Raw genomic sequence first — 20,815 nt, forward strand, 5'->3', positions numbered from 1 at the left:
GAGAGGTGTCTCGACATCGAGAGATCGGTCGGTTCGATGTCGAGACAACCCCGGGCAACGGCATCCGGATGCCGAGGCTCAGACCGTGGCGGAGAGCTTCTGCGCGACGATCTCGGCGATCTGCACCGCGTTCAGCGCCGCGCCCTTGCGCAGGTTGTCGTTGCTGATGAACAGCACGAGACCCTTGCCCTCGGGGGCGGACTGGTCGGCGCGGATGCGGCCCACGTAGCTGGGGTCGGTGCCGGCGGCCTGCAGCGGCGTGGGGACCTCTTCGAGGCGCACGCCGGGGGCCTCGGCGAGCAGTTCGCGCGCGCGCTCGGGGGTGAGATCGCGGGCGAATTCGACGTTGATGCTGAGCGAGTGGCCGGTGAACACGGGCACGCGCACGCACGTGCCGGCGACGCGGAGGTCGGGGAGCTCGAGGATCTTGCGGCTCTCGTTGCGGAGCTTCTTCTCTTCGTCGGTCTCGTTCTGGCCGTCGTCGACGAGGTTGCCGGCGAAGGGGATGACGTCGAAGGCGATGGGCGCGACGTACTTCTCGGGCGCCGGGAAGTCGAGAGCCGAACCGTCGCGGACGAGGCGCTCGACGCCGCCCTGGGCGAGCACGCCCTCGACCTGACCGAGCAGCTCCTGCGCTCCGGCGAGACCGGAGCCGCTGACGGCCTGGTAGGTGCTGACGATGAGACGCTCGAGGCCGGCCTCGGTGTCGAGCACCTTCAGCACGGGCATCGCGGCCATCGTCGTGCAGTTCGGGTTGGCGACGATTCCCTTGACGGCCTGGCCGATGGCGTGGGGGTTGACCTCGCTCACGACGAGGGGCACCTCGGCATCCATGCGCCAGGCGCTGGAATTGTCGATGACCAGGGCGCCCGCCTCGGCGAAGCGCGGGGCATGCGCGCGGCTGCCGGTGGCACCGGCCGAGAAGAGCGCCACCTCGACACCGGCGGGGTCGGCCGTGGCGACGTCTTCGACGATGACGGAGTGACCGGCGAACTCGATGGACGAGCCGGCGGAGCGGGCCGTCGCGAACAGACGGAGCTCGCGGATCGGGAACGCACGCTCGGCGAGGATCTCGAGCATGACGGTGCCGACCTGGCCGGTGGCGCCGACGACGGCGAGGGAGATTCCGGAATCGGAGATGCGGGTCATGCGAGGTCCTCGGGTGTTCGGGAGTGGATGCCGCGGACGCGGCGCTCGGGTCAGGCTAGCGCGCGGGCAGGGACAGGTCGCCTGCCGGGGGCCGAACTCCGGAGAAGTCGACCTGGATGCGCCGGTGGATGGCGGTATTGCGCGGATGCGCGCGAGCGGCGCAGCGGAACTCAGCAGTTTCGCACCCGCGACGCGCGGACGGGAGTGTCAGCGGCCGGTGCCGGCGTGGATGGTGGCCTCGGCCTCGCCGTCCAAGCCGTAGGCGGTGTGCACGAGGCGCGCGGCCTCGGCGAGGTCGACGCCGCGCACGACCACCGAGATGCGGATCTCGGAGGTCGAGATCATCTCGATGTTCACGCCCGCGAGGCTGAGCGCCTCGAAGAGGGTCGCCGAGACGCCCGAGTGGGTGCGCATGCCGGCGCCCACGACCGAGAGCTTGCCGATCTGGTCGTCGTGCACCAGGCTCTCGAACCCGACCTCGGACTGCTCGCCGGCGAGGGCGCGCAGGGCGGTCGCGGCGTCGGTCTTGGGCAGCGTGAACGAGATGTCGGTACGAGCGGTCGCCGCGGCCGACACGTTCTGCACGATCATGTCGACGTTGGCGCCGGACTTCGCGACGATCTTGAAGATGTCGGCGGCCTTGCCGGGGACGTCGGGAACACCGATCACGGTGATCTTGGCCTGGCTGAGGTCGGTGGCGACGCCGGCGACGATGGGCTCTTCCATGGTGGCTCCCTCGGGGACGAGCGGGGACTTCTTGGAGGCGTCGAGCACCCAGGTGCCCTCGCCCGCGCTGAACGTGGACCTCGCGTGGATCAGCACGCCGTGACGGCGGGCGTACTCGACGGCGCGGATGTAGAGCACCTTCGCGCCGTTGGCGGCGAGCTCGAGCATCTCTTCGCTGCCCACGCGGTCGAGCTTGCGGGCCAGCGGCACGACGCGCGGGTCGGCGGTGAAGATGCCGTCGACGTCGCTGTAGATCTCGCACACGTCGGCCTTCAGGGCGGCGGCGAGCGCGACGGCGGTCGTGTCGGAGCCACCACGGCCGAGGGTGGTGATGTCGCGGGTGTCGCGGTTGAAGCCCTGGAAACCGGCGACGATGACGATCGCCCCCTCGTCGAGGGCTTCGCGCAAGCGCACGGGGGTGACGTCGACGATGCGGGCGGCGCCGTGCGTGGCATCCGTGATCATGCCCGCCTGGCTGCCGGTGAAGGAGCGCGCTTCGAAGCCCATCGAGTGGATCGCCATCGCCAGCAGCGCCATCGAGATGCGCTCACCGCTGGAGAGCAGCATGTCGAGCTCGCGGGGGGCGGGGATCGGCGCGACCTGGTTCGCCAGATCGAGCAGTTCGTCGGTCGTGTCGCCCATGGCGCTGACGGCGACGACGACCTCGTGACCGGCGCGACGCGTGTCGACGATGCGTTTCGCGACCCGCTTGATGCTCTCGGCATCGGCGACGGAGGAACCGCCGTACTTCTGGACGATCAGCGCCATAAGAGGAACTCCCGGATGGGTCGGGCGTCGGGATGCCACGACGGGGCGCTCGGATGCCGCGCCCGAGGACCCATCCTAGGGGCGGCCGCATGCCGCCCCCGTCATGCGTGCACCCAGCCCCGCGCGGATAGGATCGAGCCCTCCCGCCCGGTTCGTGTTCCTGGAGGCCCGCGGTTGTCCCCCACCTCGCGTCGACTGCTGTCGTCGCTTCGCCGTCTCGTGCACACCGACGACGAGGCGACCACCGACACGCAGCTGCTGCCCGTCATCGACGAGGCGCTGTCGACGCGCATCCTCGACCTCGCGATCCGCATCGGCGAGACCATGCTCGTCGTCGGGGCACCCGCCAGCGAGGTGACACTGACGATCGTGCGGGTCTGCGGCGCGTACGGACTCGACCCGGTGCACGTCGACGTCACCTACAACTCGATCACGATCGCGCACAGTCGGCCGGGGGCGAGCCGCCCGACGACGCTGCTGCGCGTGGTGCGCGGATCGGTGCCCGACCACGCCAAGCTCCAGCGCCTCCAGGCGCTCATCACCGAGATCACGGGCGGGCTGGCGCTCGACGACGCCATCAGCCGGTGCCGCGCCATCCGGCGTCTGCCGTTCCGGTACCGTCCCGCGATCGTCATCGCCTCGCAGGCGTCGCTCGCGGCCGGCGTCGCCATCATGTTCGGGGCGAACTGGCTCGCCCTCGTGCTGTCGTTCATCGCCGCCGCGCTGGCGGCCACGACCCAGCATCTGATGGCCCGCGCCCGCGTTCCCTACTTCTTCGCGCAGATCGCCGGGGGTTTCGTGCTCACCGTCGTCGCCGCGCTGCCACCGCTGCTGCAGTACACCGGGCTCGACGCCGCCGCGGCGATCCGCCCGTCGGTGATCGTGGCATCCGGGATCGTGCTCATGCTCGCCGGGCTCACCGTGGTCGGCGCGGCCCAGGATGCCATCGACGGATTCGCGCTGACGGCGACCGGGCGCATCCTCGAACTCACCACGCAGACGCTCGGCGTGGTGCTCGGCATCCTCGCGGGCCTCGAGACCGTGCGGGTGATCGGACTCGGGATGTCGCCGCCGTCGAACGCCCTGCCGCTGGGCCCCGTCACCGTGCAGTTCATCGGCGCCGCGGTCATCGCCATCGCCGTGGCCGTCTTCAACGGCGCCGGCGCGCGCATCATCGTCGTCAGCGCAGCCCTCAGCCTGGTGGCCTGGGCCGGGTACGTGGGCGCCTCGACCCTCGGGTTCGAGGTGGCGGCGGCCAGCGGGCTGGGCGCTTTCATCGGAAGCTTCATCGGGATCGTGGTCGCCTATCGCCTGCACGTGCCCTCGGTGGCGATCACGACGGCGGCGATCCTGCCCCTCGTCCCCGGTGCCGCGGTCTTTCGCGGACTGCTCGGCATCGTCGAGTCGGGCGACGACCCGGCCGTGCTCATGACGGGCGTCACCACCCTGGCCGGGGCGGCCACGATCGGTATCGCCCTGGCCGTGGGGGCCTCGCTGGGCATTTATCTGGGGCAGCCGTTGCGGGCGACGTTGTCGAGCGTCGTGCGGGCGCGTTCGCGGACGCGACGGTAGGCGCCCCGCCGCGTCGCGCGGGTCGGGCGGCCGCAGCCAGAGCGTGCGGCGGCCCTCGGTCAGAGCGTGCGGCGGCCCTCGAAGGCGCGGCCGAGGGTGACCTCGTCGGCGTACTCGAGGTCGCCGCCGACGGGCAGGCCGGAGGCGAGACGCGTGACGCGGATTTCGAGGGTGTGCAGAAGCCGACTGAGGTACGTGGCGGTGGCCTCGCCCTCGAGGTTGGGGTTGGTGGCGAGGATGACCTCTTGCACCGTTCCGTCGGCGAGACGCTGCATGAGCTGCGTGACGCGCAGGTCGTCGGGACCGATGCCGGCGATCGGGCTGATCGCGCCCCCGAGCACGTGGTACAGCCCGCGGAACTCGCGGGTGCGCTCGATCGCGGAGACGTCCTTGGCGTCTTCGACGACGCAGATCAGCGCCGGGTTGCGCCGCGGGTCGCGACAGATCGAGCAGCGGTCCTGTTCGGAGACGTTGCCGCAGATCTCGCAGAACTTGACCTTGTCACGGATTTCACCGAGCAGCGTCGACAGTCGCGACACGTCGAACGAGGGCGACTGCAGGATGTGGAACGCGATGCGCTGGGCCGACTTGGGCCCGATGCCGGGCAGGCGTCCGAACTCGTCGATCAGGTCTTGAACGATTCCGTCGTACATCAGTTGAACCTCGTCGGGGGCTCGTAGGGCTCGTCGCGCACGTAGGTGGCGCTGAGCATCTGGCGGACGACCGCCTCGCCGTAGCGCTGGACGCCACCACCGAGCGGTGCCATGCGCGGCACGACGACGGGCGGCAGCGGCGCCTCGACCTCGTCGGCGGGCGGGATGACGTCGTCGTCGTCGACCTCGTCGGGAGCCGGAACGGAGGCCACGACATCGCGCGGGGGAAGGACGGCACCCTCGCGAACGACGACCGCCTCAGCCGAGCCCGCCGCGTCGGCCGGTTCGTCGTCGACGGCGAGAGCCGTGGTCGGGGCGATCGGCGCACGCCGCGCCTCGGGGGCGGCACCACCGGACGTGGGGATGGGAGCGACGGCCCACTCGGTGACCGATGACGCGTACGGCGCCGACGACCGCGCGCCCGACGGGCTCGCCGACGGGGGCGGGGGGCCGGCGGGGCCACGGGAGGGTCCACCGGGGCGGCCCGGACCCGCACCACCGGAACCGGGCGCGTCGCCCTCGAGACGGGCGAGGTACTTCACCCGCACGCCCAGCACGGCCTGGATGGCCTGGCGGAGGTCTTCGCTCGGGCCTCCCTCGGGGGTTCGCGTCTTGAAGGCGCCCAGGTCGCTCGCCGTGCGGAACGACAGCGTGAGCACGTCGTCGTCGAAGGCGGCGACGGTCGACGTCGAGACCACCAGCCACGACGAGCGGCTCGCCACCTCGAGCTGGCCGAGCACTTCGGGCCACGCGTCACGCACGTGGCCCAGCTCGATCGGCCCGACGGGCGTGGCCGGCAGGGTGGGGGCCGACGGTTCGAGCGGCGATGCCTCGGGGGCCGCCGAGGCGTCCGGGGCGTCCGCCGTGAGGGCATCCGTTGCAGGTTCCGTCTGCGCGGGAGGTTCCGCCGTAGGGGCTTCGGTCGCGGGAGCATCCGTCGCGGGGGCTTCCGTCGCGGGGGCTTCCGTCGCGGAAGCATCCGCCGCAGGAGCATCCGCCGCGAGAGCATCCACCGCGGGAGCATCCGCCGCGTCGGCCGAACCGGTGTCGGTGGGGGCGGCCGGGAACGCGTCGACGTCGGACGCGTCATCGGCGGCCGTCGGCGCCGTGTCGAACGGGTGCGCCTCTTCGGCCGGGGCGGGGCGCGACCCGGCGGACGAAGGTGACATGGTGTCGGACGCCGCCGCGGGCGGCGAGCTGGCGGCCGCCGTCGGACGGGACGTCACCGGCTCCTCGGTTTCGGCCGCGGGGGCCGTGCTCGAAGCCGAAGCCGTCGGGCGACCTGCTCCCGAACGAGCACCGGACCGGAACGACCCGGTGTCGACCGGCGCACCGTCGTCGTCGCCGTAGGGCGGAGGAGCATCGTCGTCGGTGAACGGCGGCGGCGCGTCATCGTCGGACGTGTTCGACGCGGGCGCCGGGGTCGGGGTGGAACGCGGCGGCTGTGCGGCTCCCGGCGACGCGACGGCGGGTGCCGCGGATCCGGGCGCGGCGACCGTCGGCGATGCGACTCCCGACGACGCGACGCTGGGTGAGGCGATGCCCGGCGACGCGATGCCCGGCGACGCGACGTTCGGCGAGGCGATGCCGGGTGACGCGATGCCCGGTGCGGCCGCCGGCGCGGTGACGCGCGTGGGAGCTGCGACGGCGCCCGACGAGGCGGTGCCGGGGTTCGCGACCCCCGGCGCGGATGCGCCCGGAGAAGCAACGCGGGGCGACGCCGCACCCGGCGACGCGACGCGCGGAGCGGCAGGCGACGCGGCGCCAGATGACGGGGCGGCAGGCGACTGGGAAGCAGCCGGCGCGGCGATCTCGCCCGCCGGCGAGGCGGGACGCCCCGTCGCCGGTGCGGAGGTGCGCGAGGCTTCGACGTCGTGCGCGGTGGCGGGAGACGTCCCCTGCGACACCCCGGCGTGGGTGAGCACGCGCGCGACCAACAGCTCGAGCTGCAGACGCGGTGACGTGGCCCCCGTCATCTCGTCGAGGGCGGCGACGACGAGGTCGGCCGTGCGCGACAGACGCGCGGTACCGAAAGCGGTGGCCTGACGCGACATGCGCTCGAGCTCGTCATCGGGGACGCCGCGCAGGACGGCCGCGGCTCCGGCCCCGGTGGCGGCGACGATGATCAGATCGCGCAGACGCTCGAGCAGATCGTCGACGAAGCGCCGGGGGTCTTGGCCGGTCTGCACGACGCGGTCGATGGAGGCGAAGGCGCCGGCGCCGTCGTTCGCGGCGAACGCGTCGACGACCTCGTCGAGCAGCTCTGAGTGGGTGTACCCCAGCAGGGCGACGGCGCGTTCGTACCGCACGAGCACTTGTCCGGCCTGCGCGGTCTCGGACCCCGTCGAGGGGTCGGACCCCGCGATGAGCTGATCGAGCAGCGAGAGCGTGTCACGCGGGGATCCCCCTCCGGCTCGGACGACGAGAGGCAGGACTCCGGCCTCGACGGCGACGCCCTCGGTCTCGCAGAGTTCTTGGACGTACTCGAGCATGGCCGCCGGCGGAACGAGCCGGAACGGGTAGTGGTGCGTGCGCGAGCGGATGGTCCCGAGGACCTTCTCGGGCTCGGTGGTGGCGAAGATGAACTTCACGTGCGCGGGGGGTTCTTCGACGAGCTTGAGTAGAGCGTTGAAGCCCTGCTGCGTGACCATGTGGGCCTCGTCGAGGATGAAGATCTTGAAGCGATCGCGGGCCGGCGCGAAGATGGCGCGTTCGCGCAGGTCGCGCGCGTCGTCGACACCGTTGTGGCTGGCCGCGTCGATCTCGACGACGTCGAGGGATCCGCCTCCGCCGCGACCGAGCTCGACGCAGCTGTCGCAGACGCCGCACGGGGTGTCGGTGGGACCGGCCGCGCAGTTGAGGCAGCGGGCGAGAATGCGGGCCGAGGTGGTCTTTCCGCACCCGCGCGGACCCGAGAACAGGTAGGCGTGGCCGACCCGGTCGCTGCGCAGGGCGGTCATGAGCGGGTCGGTCACCTGGGACTGCCCGATCATCTCGCCGAACGCCTGCGGGCGGTATCGGCGGTACAGGGCTGTCGTCACCCGAACAGCCTACGGCGTACCTCCGACATCGCCTCCGCGGCCTCGTCCGTCGGGGTTCGAAACCTCGACAGCGCGCCGCGAGCGCGAGCACAGCGACCGCGCGGGGCGCGAAGGAGCAGCGACGCGGGGCGAGGGGAGGACGAGGGACGAACGGAGGATGCCACGGGCACCCAGGTCCTCCCCCGGTCCCCGACCCTGCGCCCCGCACGGGCGCGGGCATGCTCCCGCGCATCCGCGGCCACCCGCACCTCGCGGCCCGACCACCCGCCCCTTACGGCCGGAGACCCGGCACGCCGGAAACGCCGCACGCGGCGACCCCCGCACGGGGGGCCGCCGCGTGCGCGCGGGTCAGAAACCTCCGTCGAGGCCGACCGCGATGGGGGCGTCGTCGTCGTTCAGGACCGGGATCGTCGCCGTGACGATCGGCACCGAGGCCGACAGCAGCGTGCCGTCCTCGCGCACCGAGCCCTCGAGCTGGCGGATCGAGGGGCGTCCCGGGCGCACCGGGCCCTGTCCGTGCAGGGTCACCCGCACGGTGGCACCGGGCGCGACGGTGTAGTCGACGCCGCGAACGGCGAAGGTGACGGGGTCGCCCTCGTGCCCGGCACGCAGCGTGAGCGCATCGGCGGTGACGGTGACGTTGAGTCGAGTGCCGTGCCAATGCAGCACGTACGACAGCTCGGGCCAGTCGGCGGGCAGGCGCGGGTCGAACGTCAGCAGTCCGAAGTGGTCGCGCATGCCGCCGAAGCCGCTGACGAGCGCCGTCCACACGCCACCGGCCGACGCCACGTGCACACCGTCGGCGGCGTTGTGGTGCAGGTCGCCGAGGTCGACGAACGCGGCCTGACGGAAGTACTCCAGCGCCAGGTCCTGGTACCCCACCTCGGCGGCGAGGATCGACTGCACGACCGCCGACAGCGTGGAGTCGCCGGTGGTCAATGGGTCGTAGTACTCGAAGTCGGCGAGCTTCTCGGCATCCGTGAAGTGATTGCCCTGCAGGAACAGCGCCAGCACAACATCGGCCTGCTTGAGCACCTGGTAGCGGTAGATGACCAGCGGGTGGAAGTGCAGCAGCAGGGGACGCTGGTCGGGCGGGGTGTTCTCGAGGTCCCAGATCTCGCGCTCGAGGAACACGGCGTCTTGCGGATGGATGCCGAGGGCCGGGCTGAAGGGGATGTGCATCGCCTCGGCGGCGCGCTCCCACCGCTCGGGCTCGGAGGGGTCGAGGTTCATGCGGTCGGCCATGTGGGCGTACGCGTCGGGGTTGTTGTCGGCGAGGTCGCGCACCGTGCGCGCGGCGAAGCGCAGGTTGAAGCGGGCCATGACGTTGGTGAAGAGGTTGTCGTTGACGACGGTGGTGTACTCGTCGGGACCCGTCACGCCGTGGATGTGGAACGAGTCCTGCTCACCGTCTTCGGCGGAGTCGCTGGAGCGCCAGAAGCCCAGCGTCGACCACAGCCGCGCCGTGTCGACGGCGATGTCCACGCCCTCGCGGGCGAGGAACTCCTCGTCACCCGTCGCGCGCACGTACTTCGCCAGCGCGAAGGCGACGTCGGCGTTGATGTGGTACTGCGCGGTGCCGGCGGCGTAGTACGCCGAGGCCTCCTCGCCGTTGATCGTGCGCCACGGGAACAGCGCCCCGGCCTCGTTCAGCTGGTGCGCGCGCTTGCGCGCAGCCGGAAGCATCAGGTACCGCATGCGCAGGGCGTTGCGAGCCCACTGCGGTGACGTGTACGCCAGGAATGGCAGCACGTAGACCTCGGTGTCCCAGAAGTAGTGGCCGCTGTAGCCCGACCCGGTCACGCCCTTGGCGGGGACTCCCTGGCCGTCGGCGCGCGCCGCCGCCTGGGCGAGCTGGAACAGGCACCAGCGGGTGGCCTGCTGCAGGTCGCCGTGACCGCCGATGCGCACGTCGGAGCGCTCCCAGAAGTCGGCGTACCAGGCGATCTGCTTCTCGATGAGCTTGTCGATGCCGGTCTCGACCGCGCGGTCGAGGGTGCGGCGGCACCGGTCGAGCAGCTCCCCCGTGGGGACGCCGCGTGAGGAGTGGTAGCTCACCAGCTTGGTGATCGTGGTGGGCACCCCCGCGCGCGCGTGCACCCGGAAGACGTTCTTGGCGATGTCGGGCTCGATGAGCTGACGCGCGGTGTAGTCGTTCTCGGTGTCGACCAGGTGGTCGGCGATGACGGCCAGCGTCATGTTCGACTCGGTGACCTCGTAGCTGAGCGCGGAACGGTTGCCGTCCTGCCAGTACTCGCGCGGCTGCAGCACACGGTCGCTGAGCTTCTCGGTCTTACGCGGGTCGAAACCGGACTGCTTGGATGCCATCGGCGAGCCGCCGTAGATGCCCTCGCCGTCCTGACGGTTCAGCAGTTGACTGCTGATGGTGACGGGCGCGTCGGCGTCGAGCACGGTCACCGTGAGACGCAGCACCGCGAGGTGCTTCTCGTCGAACGACACGAAGCGGTCGTCTTCGATGCGCACGTGCTTGCCCGAGGGGGTGACCCAGAGCAGGGTTCGACGCAGGATCCCCTGGCGCATGTCGAGCACGCGCTCGTACTCGCGCACGTCGGCGACGTCGAGCGAGAGCGGCTCGTCGTCGACGTAGACGCGCATGACCTTGGCATCCGGCGCGTTGATGATCGTCTGACCGACCTCGGCGAAGCCGTAGGCCTGCTCGGCGTGACGGATGGGGAACGTCTCGTGGAAGCCGTTGATGAAGGTGCCCTGCTCGAGGGCGAAGCGACCCTCGATCGAGTTGCCGCGCAGGCCCAGGTAGCCGTTGCCGAGGGCGAAGAGGGTCTCGGTGACGCCGACGTCGTCGAGCGAGAACTCGGTTTCGACGAGGCGCCATTCGTCGATGGGGAAGCGATCGCGATCGATCATCGGGGCATGCCTTCCGGTGGCGGGTTCGGGTCTCCGCGTGAGGACGGCATGCCGTTCGCGCGGGTGGAGCTCGGGTTCGTCGTGGGGACGACGGTGGGGGCGTCGCGGGTGGCGACGGCTCAGTCTACGAACGCGGCGAGGTCGTCGACGACCACCGTGGCGCCTGCTGCGGCGAGGTCTTCGGCTCCGACGCCGCGATCGACGCCCACGACGACGGTGTATCCGGCCGCGACGGCGGAGCGCACGCCGCTGAGCGCGTCTTCGACGGCGACCGACCGGGCCGGGTCGACGCCGAGCATGCGCGCGGCCTCGGCGAACACGTCGGGGGCGGGCTTGGACGCCAGGTGGTCGCGCTCGGCGACCATGCCGTCCATGACGACGGGGAACCTCTCGCGCAGGCCCGCAGCCTCGAGCACCTCGACCGCGTTCTTCGAACTCGACACGACGGCGACGGGGATGCCCGCGGTCTCGAGCACGTCGAGCAGCGCGACCGAGCCGGGGTAGGGAGCAATGCCCTCCGCGCGGAGGATGCGTGAGAACACGGCGTTCTTGCGGTTGCCGACGCCGCACACGGTGTCTTCGGACGGGTCGTCCGACGGATCGCCCCACGGCACCTCGACGTCACGGCTGCGCAGCAGGCTGGCGACGCCGTCGTAGCGCTTCTTGCCGTCGACGTACTCGAAGTAGTCGCGATCGGTGTACGCCGGCTCGATCTTCCACGCGGCGAACAGCTCGTCGAACATCTCTTTCCACGCGCGCATGTGCACCTCGGCCGTGGGCGTGAGCACTCCGTCGAGGTCGAACAGCACCGCGTCGTAGGCGGTGAGGTCGGGCAACGTGGAGGTGTCGGTCATGGCGGGCTCCGAATCGGCGAAGAGGGCGAACGGCCGCCCCTGGCGCCGCGGTGATCAGCGTAGCGGCGAGGGGTGACTCAGGAGGTGACCGACAGGGTCTGGCGGGCGATCTCGAGCTCTTCGTCGGTGGGAACCACGAGCACCTCGACGCGCGAGGCGTCGGAGGAGATTCGACGGATGCCGCGCTCGCGCCGCGCGTTGCGCTCGGGGTCGATCTCGACGCCGGCGAAGCCCAGGGTGGCCATCGCCTCTTCGCGCACGCGGAAGGAGTTCTCGCCCACCCCGGCGGTGAACGAGATGACGTCGACGCCGTCGAGCTGCGCCAGGTAGGCACCGGCGTACGCGCGGAGCCGGTGGATGTAGACGTCGAAGGCCAGCTGGGCGGCCGGGTCACCGGCATCCCGTCGCTCGCCGATGTCGCGCATGTCGCTGACGCCGGCGAGCCCCTTGAGCCCCGACCGCTTGTTGAGCAGGGTGTCGAGGTCGGCGATCGACATGTCGGCACGGCGGGCCAGCTGGAACAGCACGGCGGGATCGAGATCGCCCGACCGCGTGCCCATCACCAGACCCTCGAGGGGGGTCAGGCCCATCGAGGTGTCGACCGAGCGACCGCCTTCGATCGCGGCGGCCGACGCACCGTTGCCGAGGTGGAAGACGATCTGCTTGAGCTCGCCGAGCGGGCGGCCGAGGAAGGCCGCCGCCGACTCGCTGACGAACTTGTGGCTCGTGCCGTGGAACCCGTAGCGGCGGATGCGGTGGGCCTCGGCGACCTCGCGGTCGATGGCGTAGGTGTACGCCTCGGGCGCCAGCGACTGATGGAACGCAGTGTCGAAGACGGCGACGTGCGGCACGTCGGGGAAGGCCTTCTTGGCCGCCACGATGCCCGCGAGGTTGGCGGGGTTGTGCAGGGGCGCGAGCACCGAGAGCTCGTCGATGTTGATCTCGACGAGGGGCGTGATCACCGTCGGCTCGAAGAAGCGCGCGCCTCCGTGCACCACCCGGTGGCCGACGGCGACGGGCGGGCGCTGCGTGAGCGAGGGGCCGTGCGCGGCGAACGCCTCGAGCATGACGGCGAAGCCCGCCGTGTGGTCGGGGATCTCGCGCTCGATGGTGAAGGTGGCGTCGGTCACCGCGGGGGCGGGTCCGTCGACGGCGGCCAGGGCCGCCGCCTTCACGGTGTGCTGGGCGACTCCGCCGGTCCCCGGCCCCGTCGATGGCTCGCCGATGCGCTCCACCAGTCCCGAGGCGAGCACCTGCTCGTGCTCCATGTCGAGCAACTGGTACTTGAACGACGACGAACCGCTGTTGACGACCAGTACGACACTCACGCGGGGCTCCCCTGGGCCTGGATCGCGGTGATGGCGATCGTGTTGACGATGTCGTCGACGAGGGCGCCGCGCGACAGGTCGTTGATGGGCTTGTTGAGCCCCTGCAGCACGGGGCCGATCGCGACGGCTCCGGCCGAGCGCTGCACGGCCTTGTAGGTGTTGTTGCCGGTGTTCAGATCGGGGAAGACGAACACCGTCGCGCGGCCCGCGACCTCGGATCCCGGCATCTTGGCCTGGGCGACCGCGGCGTCGGCGGCGGCGTCGTACTGGATCGGGCCCTCGACGAGAAGCTCGGGGGCTCGCTCGCGCACGAGGGCCGTGGCGGTGCGCACCTTCTCGACGTCGGCGCCGGTGCCCGACTCGCCGGTCGAGTACGACAGCATCGCCACGCGCGGCTCGATGCCGAACTGCTCGGCGGTCGCGGCCGACGACACGGCGATGTCGGCGAGCTGCTCGCTGGTGGGATCGGGGATGACGGCGCAGTCGCCGTACACGAGCACGCGGTCGGCGAGCGCCATGAGGAACACGCTCGAGACGACCGAGACGCCGGGGGCGGTCTTGATGATCTCGAACGCGGGGCGGATCGTGTGAGCGGTCGTGTGCGCGGCACCCGAGACCATGCCGTCGGCCAGGCCCAGGTGCACCATCAGCGTGCCGAAGTACGACACGTCGGTGACGGTGTCGGCGGCCTGCGCGTGGGTGACGCCCTTGTGCGCGCGGAGCCGTGCGTACTCGGTGGCGAATTTCTCGACGTGCACCGCGTCGAAGGGGCTGAGCACCTCGGCGTCGCGGATGTCGATGCCGAGCTCGATGGCCCGCCCGCGCACCTCGATGGGTTCACCGAGGATGGTGAGATCGGCGATGCCGCGCGCGAGCACGGTGGCGGCGGCGCGGAGCACGCGATCGTCGGTGCCCTCGGGCAGCACGATGCGGCGGCGGTCGGTGCGCGCGCGGTCGACCAGGCCGTACTCGAACATGAGCGGGGTGACGACGCTCGGGCGCGCGACGCCGAGCTCGCTCGTGAGCAGCTCGGTGTCGACGTGACGCTCGAACAGCGCCAGGGCCGTGTCGTACCGGTGCTGCGAGTCGGCAGCCAGGCGCCCGCGGGTGTTCATGATGCGCACGGCGGTGTCGTACGTACCGAGGTCGGTGGCGATGATCGGCAGCGGCGAGCCGAGACCGTCGATGAGTCGCACGATCGCGTCGGGCAGTTCGAACCCGCCGTTGAGCACGATGCCGGCGAGGGAGGGGAAGGTGCCCGAGGCGTTGGCGAGCAGGGCGGCGAGCAACACCTCGGAGCGGTCGGCCGGGATCACGACGACCGCGGACTCTTTCAGCCGGGGCAGCACGTTGACCATCGACATGCCGGCGACGACGACGCCCAGCACCTCGCGGGTGAGCAGGGCCGGATCGCCCTTGATCAGCTCGCCCTCGACCGAGCGCAGCACGCCCCGCACCGACGGGGCGATGAGGAAGCGGTCTTCGGGCAGGGCCCAGACCGGCACGCGGCGCCGCTCGGCGGTGTCTGCCACGTGCGCTGCGTCGACGACCTGGCGGACGGATGCCACGACCTCGTCGAGCCGGTCGGCGTCGGCGCGGTTCGCGATGACGGCGAACAGGGCGGCGCGCTCGTGCTGCAGTTCGGAGATCGCCAGCGAGGCGATCTGCCCGACCTCTTGCGGGGTGCGCGCGACCGACAGGCCCAGGGTCTCGCTGTGGCCCTGCTGCGCGCGACCGCCGAGCACCAGCAGCACCGGTGCGCCGAGGTTGGCGGCGATACGCGCGTTGTAGGCGAGCTCGGCGGGGCTGCCGACGTCGGTGTAGTCGCTGCCGATGATGACGACGGCGTCGCACTGGGCCTCGACGGCCTTGTAGCGCTCGACGATGCGGGCGAGCGCGGCGTCGGCGTCGTCGCGCACGTCGTCGTAGGTGACGCCGACGCAGTCGTCGTACGCCAGGTCGACGCTGTCGTGGTCGAGCAGCATCTCGAGCACGTAGTCGCGCTCGGCGGTGGATCGCGCGATGGGCCGGAACACCCCCGCGCGCGGAGTGACGCGGCTGAGTGCGTCGAGCACTCCGAGCGCGACGGAGGATTTGCCCGAGTGCCCCTCGGCGGACGTGATGTAGATGCTCTGCGTCACGCAGCCAGCCTATTGCGGCCCGGGGACATCGCACCGGGGTTGCTTCGGCGTCGAGTGATCAGGAGCGCGCCGGGATCAGGCGCGCGCCCGCGTGCGCCAGATCAGCGGTCAGCGGGGCATCCGGGTCGAGATCGGCGACGACGCCCGCGACGGCGTCGAGGGGCAGGATGCCGAATCGCGAGGCCGCGCCGAGCTTCTCTTCGCTCACGAGCACGTACGTCTCGGCAGCACGCTCGGCGAGCACGCGCTTCATCGCGGCCTCATCGGAGTCTCCGGTGGTCAACCCGGCGGAAGGATGCACCCCGGTGACCCCGAGGAAGAAGACGTCGGCGCTGATCCTCTGCGCAGCCTCTACGGCCGCAGAGCCGCACGCGACGGCGGAGTGTTTGAACACACGACCGCCGATCACGACGACCTCCGCCTCGTGGTGCAGGAGGGCTGCGGCGATGGTCGGCGAGTGCGTGATCACGGTGCCCGCGAACGAACGGGGAAGCGCCTCGACGAGGGCGAGGGTCGTCGTGCCGCCGTCGAGCAGCACGGTGGCGCCGGGGTCGATCAGCTTCAGCGCCGCGGCGGCGACGCGGGCCTTGCTCGAGCGCGCCACCCTCCCCCGGGCGTCGTAGTCGGCGACGGCCGGCGAGGCCGCGAGCGCGCCGCCGTAGACGCGGACGGCGAGGCCGGCGGCATCCAATTCCCGCAGGTCGCGACGGATGCTGTCTTCGGAGAGGCCGAGGTCCACGGCGACGTCCTTCACCACGAGGCGTCCGTCGCGGCGGAGGCGTTCGAGTAGAGCGTCCTTGCGGGCGGCGGCGAGCATCACATTCCACATTGTTGCACGTTCGTGCACTATTGTTCCGACTTATGGACCACTCTCGCCCCGGCACCACCACCCCCGACCACCGCGGACGCACGGGGCTCCATCTCACCGGCCGCGACCTCGACCGCAACCCCCGCGTCATCATCGACGACGTCGACCTGCTGGCCGCGGGGTGGCACGTGCTGCGCGCGACGACCTTCCGCTACCGGAGCGACGACGGCGAGTGGATCGCCCAGAAGCGCGAGACGTACGACCGCGGCAACGGCGCGACCATCCTGCTGTTCGACCCGGAACGCCGCACCGTGCTGCTGACCCGTCAATTCCGCTACCCCGTCTACGTCAACGACCACCCCGACGGCATGCTCATCGAGACCGCCGCGGGCCTGCTCGACGACGACGATCCGCTCACCGCCATCCGCCGTGAGGCCGAGGAGGAGACCGGCGTCCGCGTCGACGAGGTGCAGCACGTCTTCGACGTCTACATGAGCCCCGGCTCAGTCACCGAGCGCCTGCACTTCTTCGCGGCCGCCTACGACGGCGCGTCGCGCGTGGGCGACCGTGGAGGCCTCGCCGACGAGGGCGAGGAGATCGAGATCCTCGAGTACGGCATCGACGAGGCACTGTCGATGATCCGCGACGGGTCGATCCAGGATGCCAAGACCATCATGCTGCTGCAGTGGGCGGTGCTCGACGGGCCCTTCGCGCGACGCTGAAAGCGCGCCCACGCGGGGTCCGGAGCCGTTTCCGGGCAAAGAAAAGACTCTCCGCGCACCCGGTAGAGCCTGGTTACCCTTGCTACGTTTCCGTCCTGGGGGAGTTGGCCTGGATGCCGCCACGCGGAGAGCCGAGTACAGCCTACCCGACGTGCGGACCGGCTCCCTTCAGGCACCGCGCACCGCGACCGCGGGCGCCAACCGTCGCTCAGACGACCAGCGGCGCCAGCGCATCGGCCGCCGGACGGAGGGCCGTCAGCACCGCCTCGGGCTCGTCGACCCGATGACGCGGTCCCGAGAAGCCCAGCGCCCCCGCGAGGTCGCCCGCGCCGTCGCGGAGAGGGATCGCGAGGCAGCCGGCGGATGCCGTTAGCTCACCGATCTGCCGCGCTGCGCCCCAGCGCGCGACGTCGTTCCGCGCGGCCTCGATCACGGCCCCGGCACCGGCGCCGGCCGCCGCGCCGATGGCCGCACGGTCGTCGAGGAGCAGCAGACGACCCAGCGCGTAGCGGGTCGGCTCCCGGGAGAGGCGGGCCGGATCGGAGAGCGGGAAGTCGGGGTCCGCGTCGACCACGAAGACGCGCCCGTCGACGAACAGCACGACATGCACGCCGCCACGCACCTGACGCCGCGCCGCGTCGACCACCGCCCGCGCGGCCGACGAGAGCCGGGCGGGCGGCGCCGCCACGGCGGCCAGCTGCGCGACCTTGGCACCCAGGGCGAAGCCCGAGAGATCGGGCGTTCGCACGAGGTACTCGTCTTCGACGAGCAGGTTCAGCAGCCGGTACGTCGTGGCACGGGGCAAACCGAGCTCCACCGATAGCCGCTGCGCCGTGACGCCCGCCCCGAGGTGCGCGACCGCCTCGAGCACCGACAGCGCCGAGTGCACGGCACCCGGCTGACGTGCGGTGATGGCGGGTCCGGCGCGCTCACGCATCGCGCGTGCGCCGCGGCGAGGGGACTCCCCCGAGCACCTGCGCGGCGACGGGTTCGTCGTACGCCCCGATCGACCCGGGGCCGTGCCGACGCCGTAGGACGATCGCGGCGACGAAGACGGCCGTGAGCATGCCCACAACGGCCAGTCCCGCACCGCCTCCCGCGGTGTCGTCGATGAAGAACGCGACGAGCGCCGCCGTGAGGGCGGTCGCGGCCAGTCCCGCGACCACCGCGGGGCCGGGCGTCAGTTCGCCGATCCGGCGCAGGAACACCGGCGCCGCCACGCAGACCAGGATGTAGCCGACGATGTACCCCGCCGCGCCGACCGAGAGCGTCACGTGCATGGCGTCGCGCATGTCGATCCCCCCACCGATCAGCAACAGGGGAACCGCGGCGATGGACGGCAGGGCCAGCGACACCGCGGCCGCGGGGGTGCCGAAGCGCGGGTGGGCACGGCCGAAGCGCGCGGGCAGGACGCCGTCGCGACTGAGGGCGAACAGCACGCGCACCAGCGCGGTCGTCGAGCCGATGGCGCACGCGACGAAGGAGGCGGCGATCCCGAGATCGGCGAGGACGCCCCAGCCCCCGAGTCCATACGCGGCCGCGAGGTCGTTCACGGGCGACGCGCTCGACGCGAGATCGGCGCCGAGGGCGTCGAAACCCGCGACCTGCGTGACCGCGGCCAGCACGTAGAGTGCGCCCGAGATCAGCACGGTGCCTGTGATCGCCCGCGGGACGTTGCGCAACGGCGACACCGCCTCCACCCCGAGCGTCGCCGCGGACTCGAAGCCGACGAACGCGGTGACCGCGATCACCGCCCCCGCGGCGAGCGCCATCGCGTCACCCCCGGTCGCGGGCACCGCCACCACCGCCCCCGGGTCGAGGGGGCCCATGTGCACGAGCAGGACGACGAGCAGCGCGACGATGAGGAGGACGGAGAGCGCCTCGATCACGAGGGCGACGCGCGCCGAGACGCGGATACCACGGACGAGCACGAATGCGACGATCGCCGTCTGCCCGAGGATGGCCGCGACGGCGACGAGCGGGCCGTCGAGCTCGGGCCACACTCCCGCGATCAGGTAGGCGGAGTAGTAGGTGCCGCCGAGGAGGGCGAACATCGCGACAGCCGCGTAGCCGGTGACGATCGCGGCTCCCGCGGCGAGCCCCGCCCGCGTGCCTAGCCCGCGGGCGGCGTAGGTGTACAGGCCCCCCGCGGCGGCGAAGCGGCGCGCGAACTGACCGACCGTGCGCGCGACGCCCAGGCTGAGCACAGCCGCGGCGATGATGGCCGCCACCGTCATTCCGGGCGCCACTCCCGCCACGAGCAGCACCACGGTCGTGGCCGCCGCCGATGGGGCGACCGCGGCGACCGACTGGGCGGCGAGATCGAGGATGCCGATGCGCCGACGTTCCAGACCATGCAGCGGGGAGCGTTCGCCGAAACCGGCGACCGGGGCGGGCCGCGCGATGGCGCGAGAGAGTGCGGTCATGTCATCTCCGTCGGGATGCGCCGACCGTACGCCGCGACGGTTGCACCGGCGAGACACCCGTGTTTCGGGGGCGTGTCACCGAGTGAGACAGCCCGGCCCCGACGTCTCAATCGCGGTTGCAACACCTTCACGCGCTCCTCACGGCGGGGCAACGGCGGCGCGGCACTCTCGGTCCCACACCCGAAATCCGGAGGAACCGATATGACCCAGCTCGAATCGAAGGGGGTGGCGGCGTCGGCGAAGCGGACGCTGCAGGGCTCCCTCGGCGTCACGGCGATCGTCTTCATGGTCGTCGCCGCAGCCTCGCCGCTCACCGTGGTCGGCGGCGCCGCTCCCCTCGGCATCCTGATCGGAAACGGCGCGGGCTTCCCGACGCTGTACGCGATCAGCGCCGTGATCCTGCTGCTGTTCGCGGTGGGCCTGGCCGCCATGACGCGGCATGTCCCCCGCCCCGGCGCGTTCTTCACCTACATCGGCTACGGCCTCGGTCGCCCCTCGGGTCTCGCCGCCGCGTGGATGGCGATGCTCACGTACACGACCATCCAGGTGTCGGTGTACGGCTACATCGGGTACCTGCTCGAGATCACCGTCGTCTCGCTGGGCGGCCCCGACCTCGCGTGGTGGCTGTACGCCCTCGCTGTCGTGGGGCTCGTCGGCCTCCTGGGCTATCGCCACATCGATCTGTCAAGCAAGGTGCTCGGCGTGCTGCTCGTCGCCGAAGTAGCCATCGTGCTCGCTCTCGTCGCGGCGGTGGTGTTCAACGGGGGCCCCGAGGGCCTGAGCGCCGCCCCCTTCGAGCCGGCGAACGTGCTCAGCGGCTCCCCCGGTGTCGGCCTCATGTTCGCGATCGCGGCGTTCATCGGCTTTGAGGCCACCGCGATCTTCCGCGACGAGGCGCGCGACCCCGACCGCACCATCCCCCGGGCCACCTACACCGCGGTGATCGGCATCGGGGTCTTCTACGCCCTCGCCTCGTGGGCGCTGGTGATGGCCTGGGGACCCGGGGGCATCAAGGCTGCGGCCGAAGACCCCGGCACCCTGATGCTCCGCACGGTCGCCCTCTATCTCGGCACCGTCGGCGAGGTCATCGTCAACGTGCTGCTGCTGACCTCGATGTTCGCGTGCGTGCTGTCGTTCCACAACGTGCTCACGCGCTACCAGCACGCGATGGCGGGCGCCGGGGTGCTCCCCGACCGCATCGGCGGCGTGCACGCCCGCCACCTGTCGCCGCACGTGTCGTCGCTCGCGCAGACGGCCACGGCCGGGGTGCTCACCGCGATCTTCGCGATGCTGAACCTCGACCCGCTGCTGCAGGTGTTCACCTGGTTCGCCGGTGTGGCGACCCTCGCGATTGCCGTGCTCATGGCAGCGACCTCGATCGCGGTCATCGTCTACTTCGCTCGAACGCGGGCAGACCGGCGCCCGTGGAACACGATCATCGCCCCCGCGCTCGGCTTCGTGGGTCTGGCGGTGTCGGCCGTGATCATCGTCGTGTACTTCCCCGTGATGGTCGGCGACATGGACGCCGACGGCGCCCCCGTGTTCGGCGTCGTGAGCTGGGCGCTGCTCGCCGTGGTCGTGCTGTTCCCCGCGCTCGGCTACGCCCAAGCGGCGTGGATCCGCCGTCGCCGCCCCGCCGCCTACGCCAAGCTCACCGACACCATCGCGGGCTGACCCCGGATGCCGCGGCCCGGCGCCGCGGCATCCGTCGCCCTTCATCCCACCCGTTCCACCCCGAGAG

14 protein-coding genes and 1 other RNA gene are annotated in these 20,815 nt (G+C 71.6%); 3 read left to right on the forward strand and 12 right to left on the reverse strand.

Annotated features, from left to right (window positions below; translation table 11 throughout):
• Positions 1–78: 78 nt before the first annotated feature.
• The gene (locus ASF96_RS09255; RefSeq protein ID WP_055938375.1) at positions 79–1,149 is read right to left on the reverse strand and encodes an aspartate-semialdehyde dehydrogenase; all 1,071 of its coding nucleotides are present in this window, start codon (positions 1,147–1,149) and stop codon (positions 79–81) included.
• Positions 1,150–1,356: 207 nt separating this feature from the next.
• Positions 1,357–2,643, reverse strand: coding sequence for an aspartate kinase (locus ASF96_RS09260; protein ID WP_055838480.1), 1,287 nt, complete (start codon positions 2,641–2,643; stop codon positions 1,357–1,359).
• 174 nt (positions 2,644–2,817) lie between these two features.
• Here ASF96_RS09260 and ASF96_RS09265 point away from each other — a divergent pair, with 174 nt between their 5' ends.
• The gene (locus tag ASF96_RS09265; RefSeq protein WP_055938378.1) at positions 2,818–4,215 is read left to right on the forward strand and encodes a threonine/serine ThrE exporter family protein; all 1,398 of its coding nucleotides are present in this window, start codon (positions 2,818–2,820) and stop codon (positions 4,213–4,215) included.
• 59 nt (positions 4,216–4,274) lie between these two features.
• On the opposite strand, the gene recR is transcribed toward ASF96_RS09265, so the two are convergent.
• From recR to ASF96_RS09300, 7 genes are all read right to left on the reverse strand, one after another.
• Positions 4,275–4,868: a recombination mediator RecR gene (recR, locus tag ASF96_RS09270; protein ID WP_055838486.1), complete on the reverse strand. Its 594-nt coding sequence runs from the start codon at positions 4,866–4,868 to the stop codon at positions 4,275–4,277.
• Positions 4,868–7,909, reverse strand: coding sequence for a DNA polymerase III subunit gamma and tau (locus ASF96_RS09275; protein WP_055938381.1), 3,042 nt, complete (start codon positions 7,907–7,909; stop codon positions 4,868–4,870). Before ASF96_RS09275 ends, recR begins: the two co-directional genes overlap by 1 nt.
• 348 nt (positions 7,910–8,257) lie before the next feature.
• Complete coding sequence (locus ASF96_RS09280; protein ID WP_055938384.1) at positions 8,258–10,795, reverse strand: glycoside hydrolase family 65 protein; 2,538 nt, start codon at positions 10,793–10,795, stop codon at positions 8,258–8,260.
• Positions 10,796–10,914: 119 nt separating this feature from the next.
• Positions 10,915–11,649 carry an HAD family hydrolase gene (locus tag ASF96_RS09285; protein ID WP_055938388.1) on the reverse strand — a complete coding sequence of 245 codons (735 nt, stop codon included), beginning with the start codon at positions 11,647–11,649 and terminating at the stop codon, positions 10,915–10,917.
• A gap of 77 nt (positions 11,650–11,726) precedes the next feature.
• Positions 11,727–12,977: an acetate/propionate family kinase gene (locus tag ASF96_RS09290; RefSeq protein WP_055938391.1), complete on the reverse strand. Its 1,251-nt coding sequence runs from the start codon at positions 12,975–12,977 to the stop codon at positions 11,727–11,729.
• On the reverse strand, positions 12,974–15,118 hold the full coding sequence (pta, locus tag ASF96_RS09295) for a phosphate acetyltransferase (RefSeq protein WP_055838501.1): 2,145 nt from the start codon (positions 15,116–15,118) through the stop codon (positions 12,974–12,976). The genes ASF96_RS09290 and pta overlap by 4 nt, the downstream gene beginning before the upstream one ends.
• 58 nt (positions 15,119–15,176) lie before the next feature.
• On the reverse strand, positions 15,177–15,947 hold the full coding sequence (locus tag ASF96_RS09300) for a DeoR/GlpR family DNA-binding transcription regulator (RefSeq protein ID WP_442922493.1): 771 nt from the start codon (positions 15,945–15,947) through the stop codon (positions 15,177–15,179).
• Positions 15,948–15,979: 32 nt separating this feature from the next.
• On the opposite strand from ASF96_RS09300, the gene ASF96_RS09305 reads away from it, so the two are divergent.
• The gene (locus tag ASF96_RS09305; protein ID WP_055938397.1) at positions 15,980–16,648 is read left to right on the forward strand and encodes an NUDIX domain-containing protein; all 669 of its coding nucleotides are present in this window, start codon (positions 15,980–15,982) and stop codon (positions 16,646–16,648) included.
• A 39-nt stretch (positions 16,649–16,687) separates the two neighbouring features.
• On the opposite strand, the gene ffs is transcribed toward ASF96_RS09305, so the two are convergent.
• The 3 genes from ffs to ASF96_RS09315 all read right to left on the reverse strand — a co-directional run bounded on the left by ffs (position 16,688) and on the right by ASF96_RS09315 (position 19,074).
• Positions 16,688–16,784, reverse strand: an RNA gene (gene ffs, locus ASF96_RS16510) — signal recognition particle sRNA small type.
• A 72-nt stretch (positions 16,785–16,856) separates the two neighbouring features.
• Positions 16,857–17,585 carry a helix-turn-helix domain-containing protein gene (locus ASF96_RS09310; protein ID WP_055938400.1) on the reverse strand — a complete coding sequence of 243 codons (729 nt, stop codon included), beginning with the start codon at positions 17,583–17,585 and terminating at the stop codon, positions 16,857–16,859.
• On the reverse strand, positions 17,578–19,074 hold the full coding sequence (locus tag ASF96_RS09315; protein WP_055938403.1) for an APC family permease: 1,497 nt from the start codon (positions 19,072–19,074) through the stop codon (positions 17,578–17,580). Before ASF96_RS09315 ends, ASF96_RS09310 begins: the two co-directional genes overlap by 8 nt.
• Positions 19,075–19,275: 201 nt before the next feature.
• Between ASF96_RS09315 and ASF96_RS09320 the strand changes: the two genes are divergently transcribed.
• A complete protein-coding gene (locus ASF96_RS09320) occupies positions 19,276–20,748 on the forward strand; it encodes an APC family permease (RefSeq protein ID WP_055938406.1) in 1,473 nt (490 codons plus the stop codon).
• The last annotated feature ends 67 nt before the right edge of the window (positions 20,749–20,815 follow it).

It is taken from the genome of Microbacterium sp. Leaf179 (genome assembly GCF_001423785.1).
Taxonomy (GTDB): Bacteria; Actinomycetota; Actinomycetes; order Actinomycetales; family Microbacteriaceae; genus Microbacterium.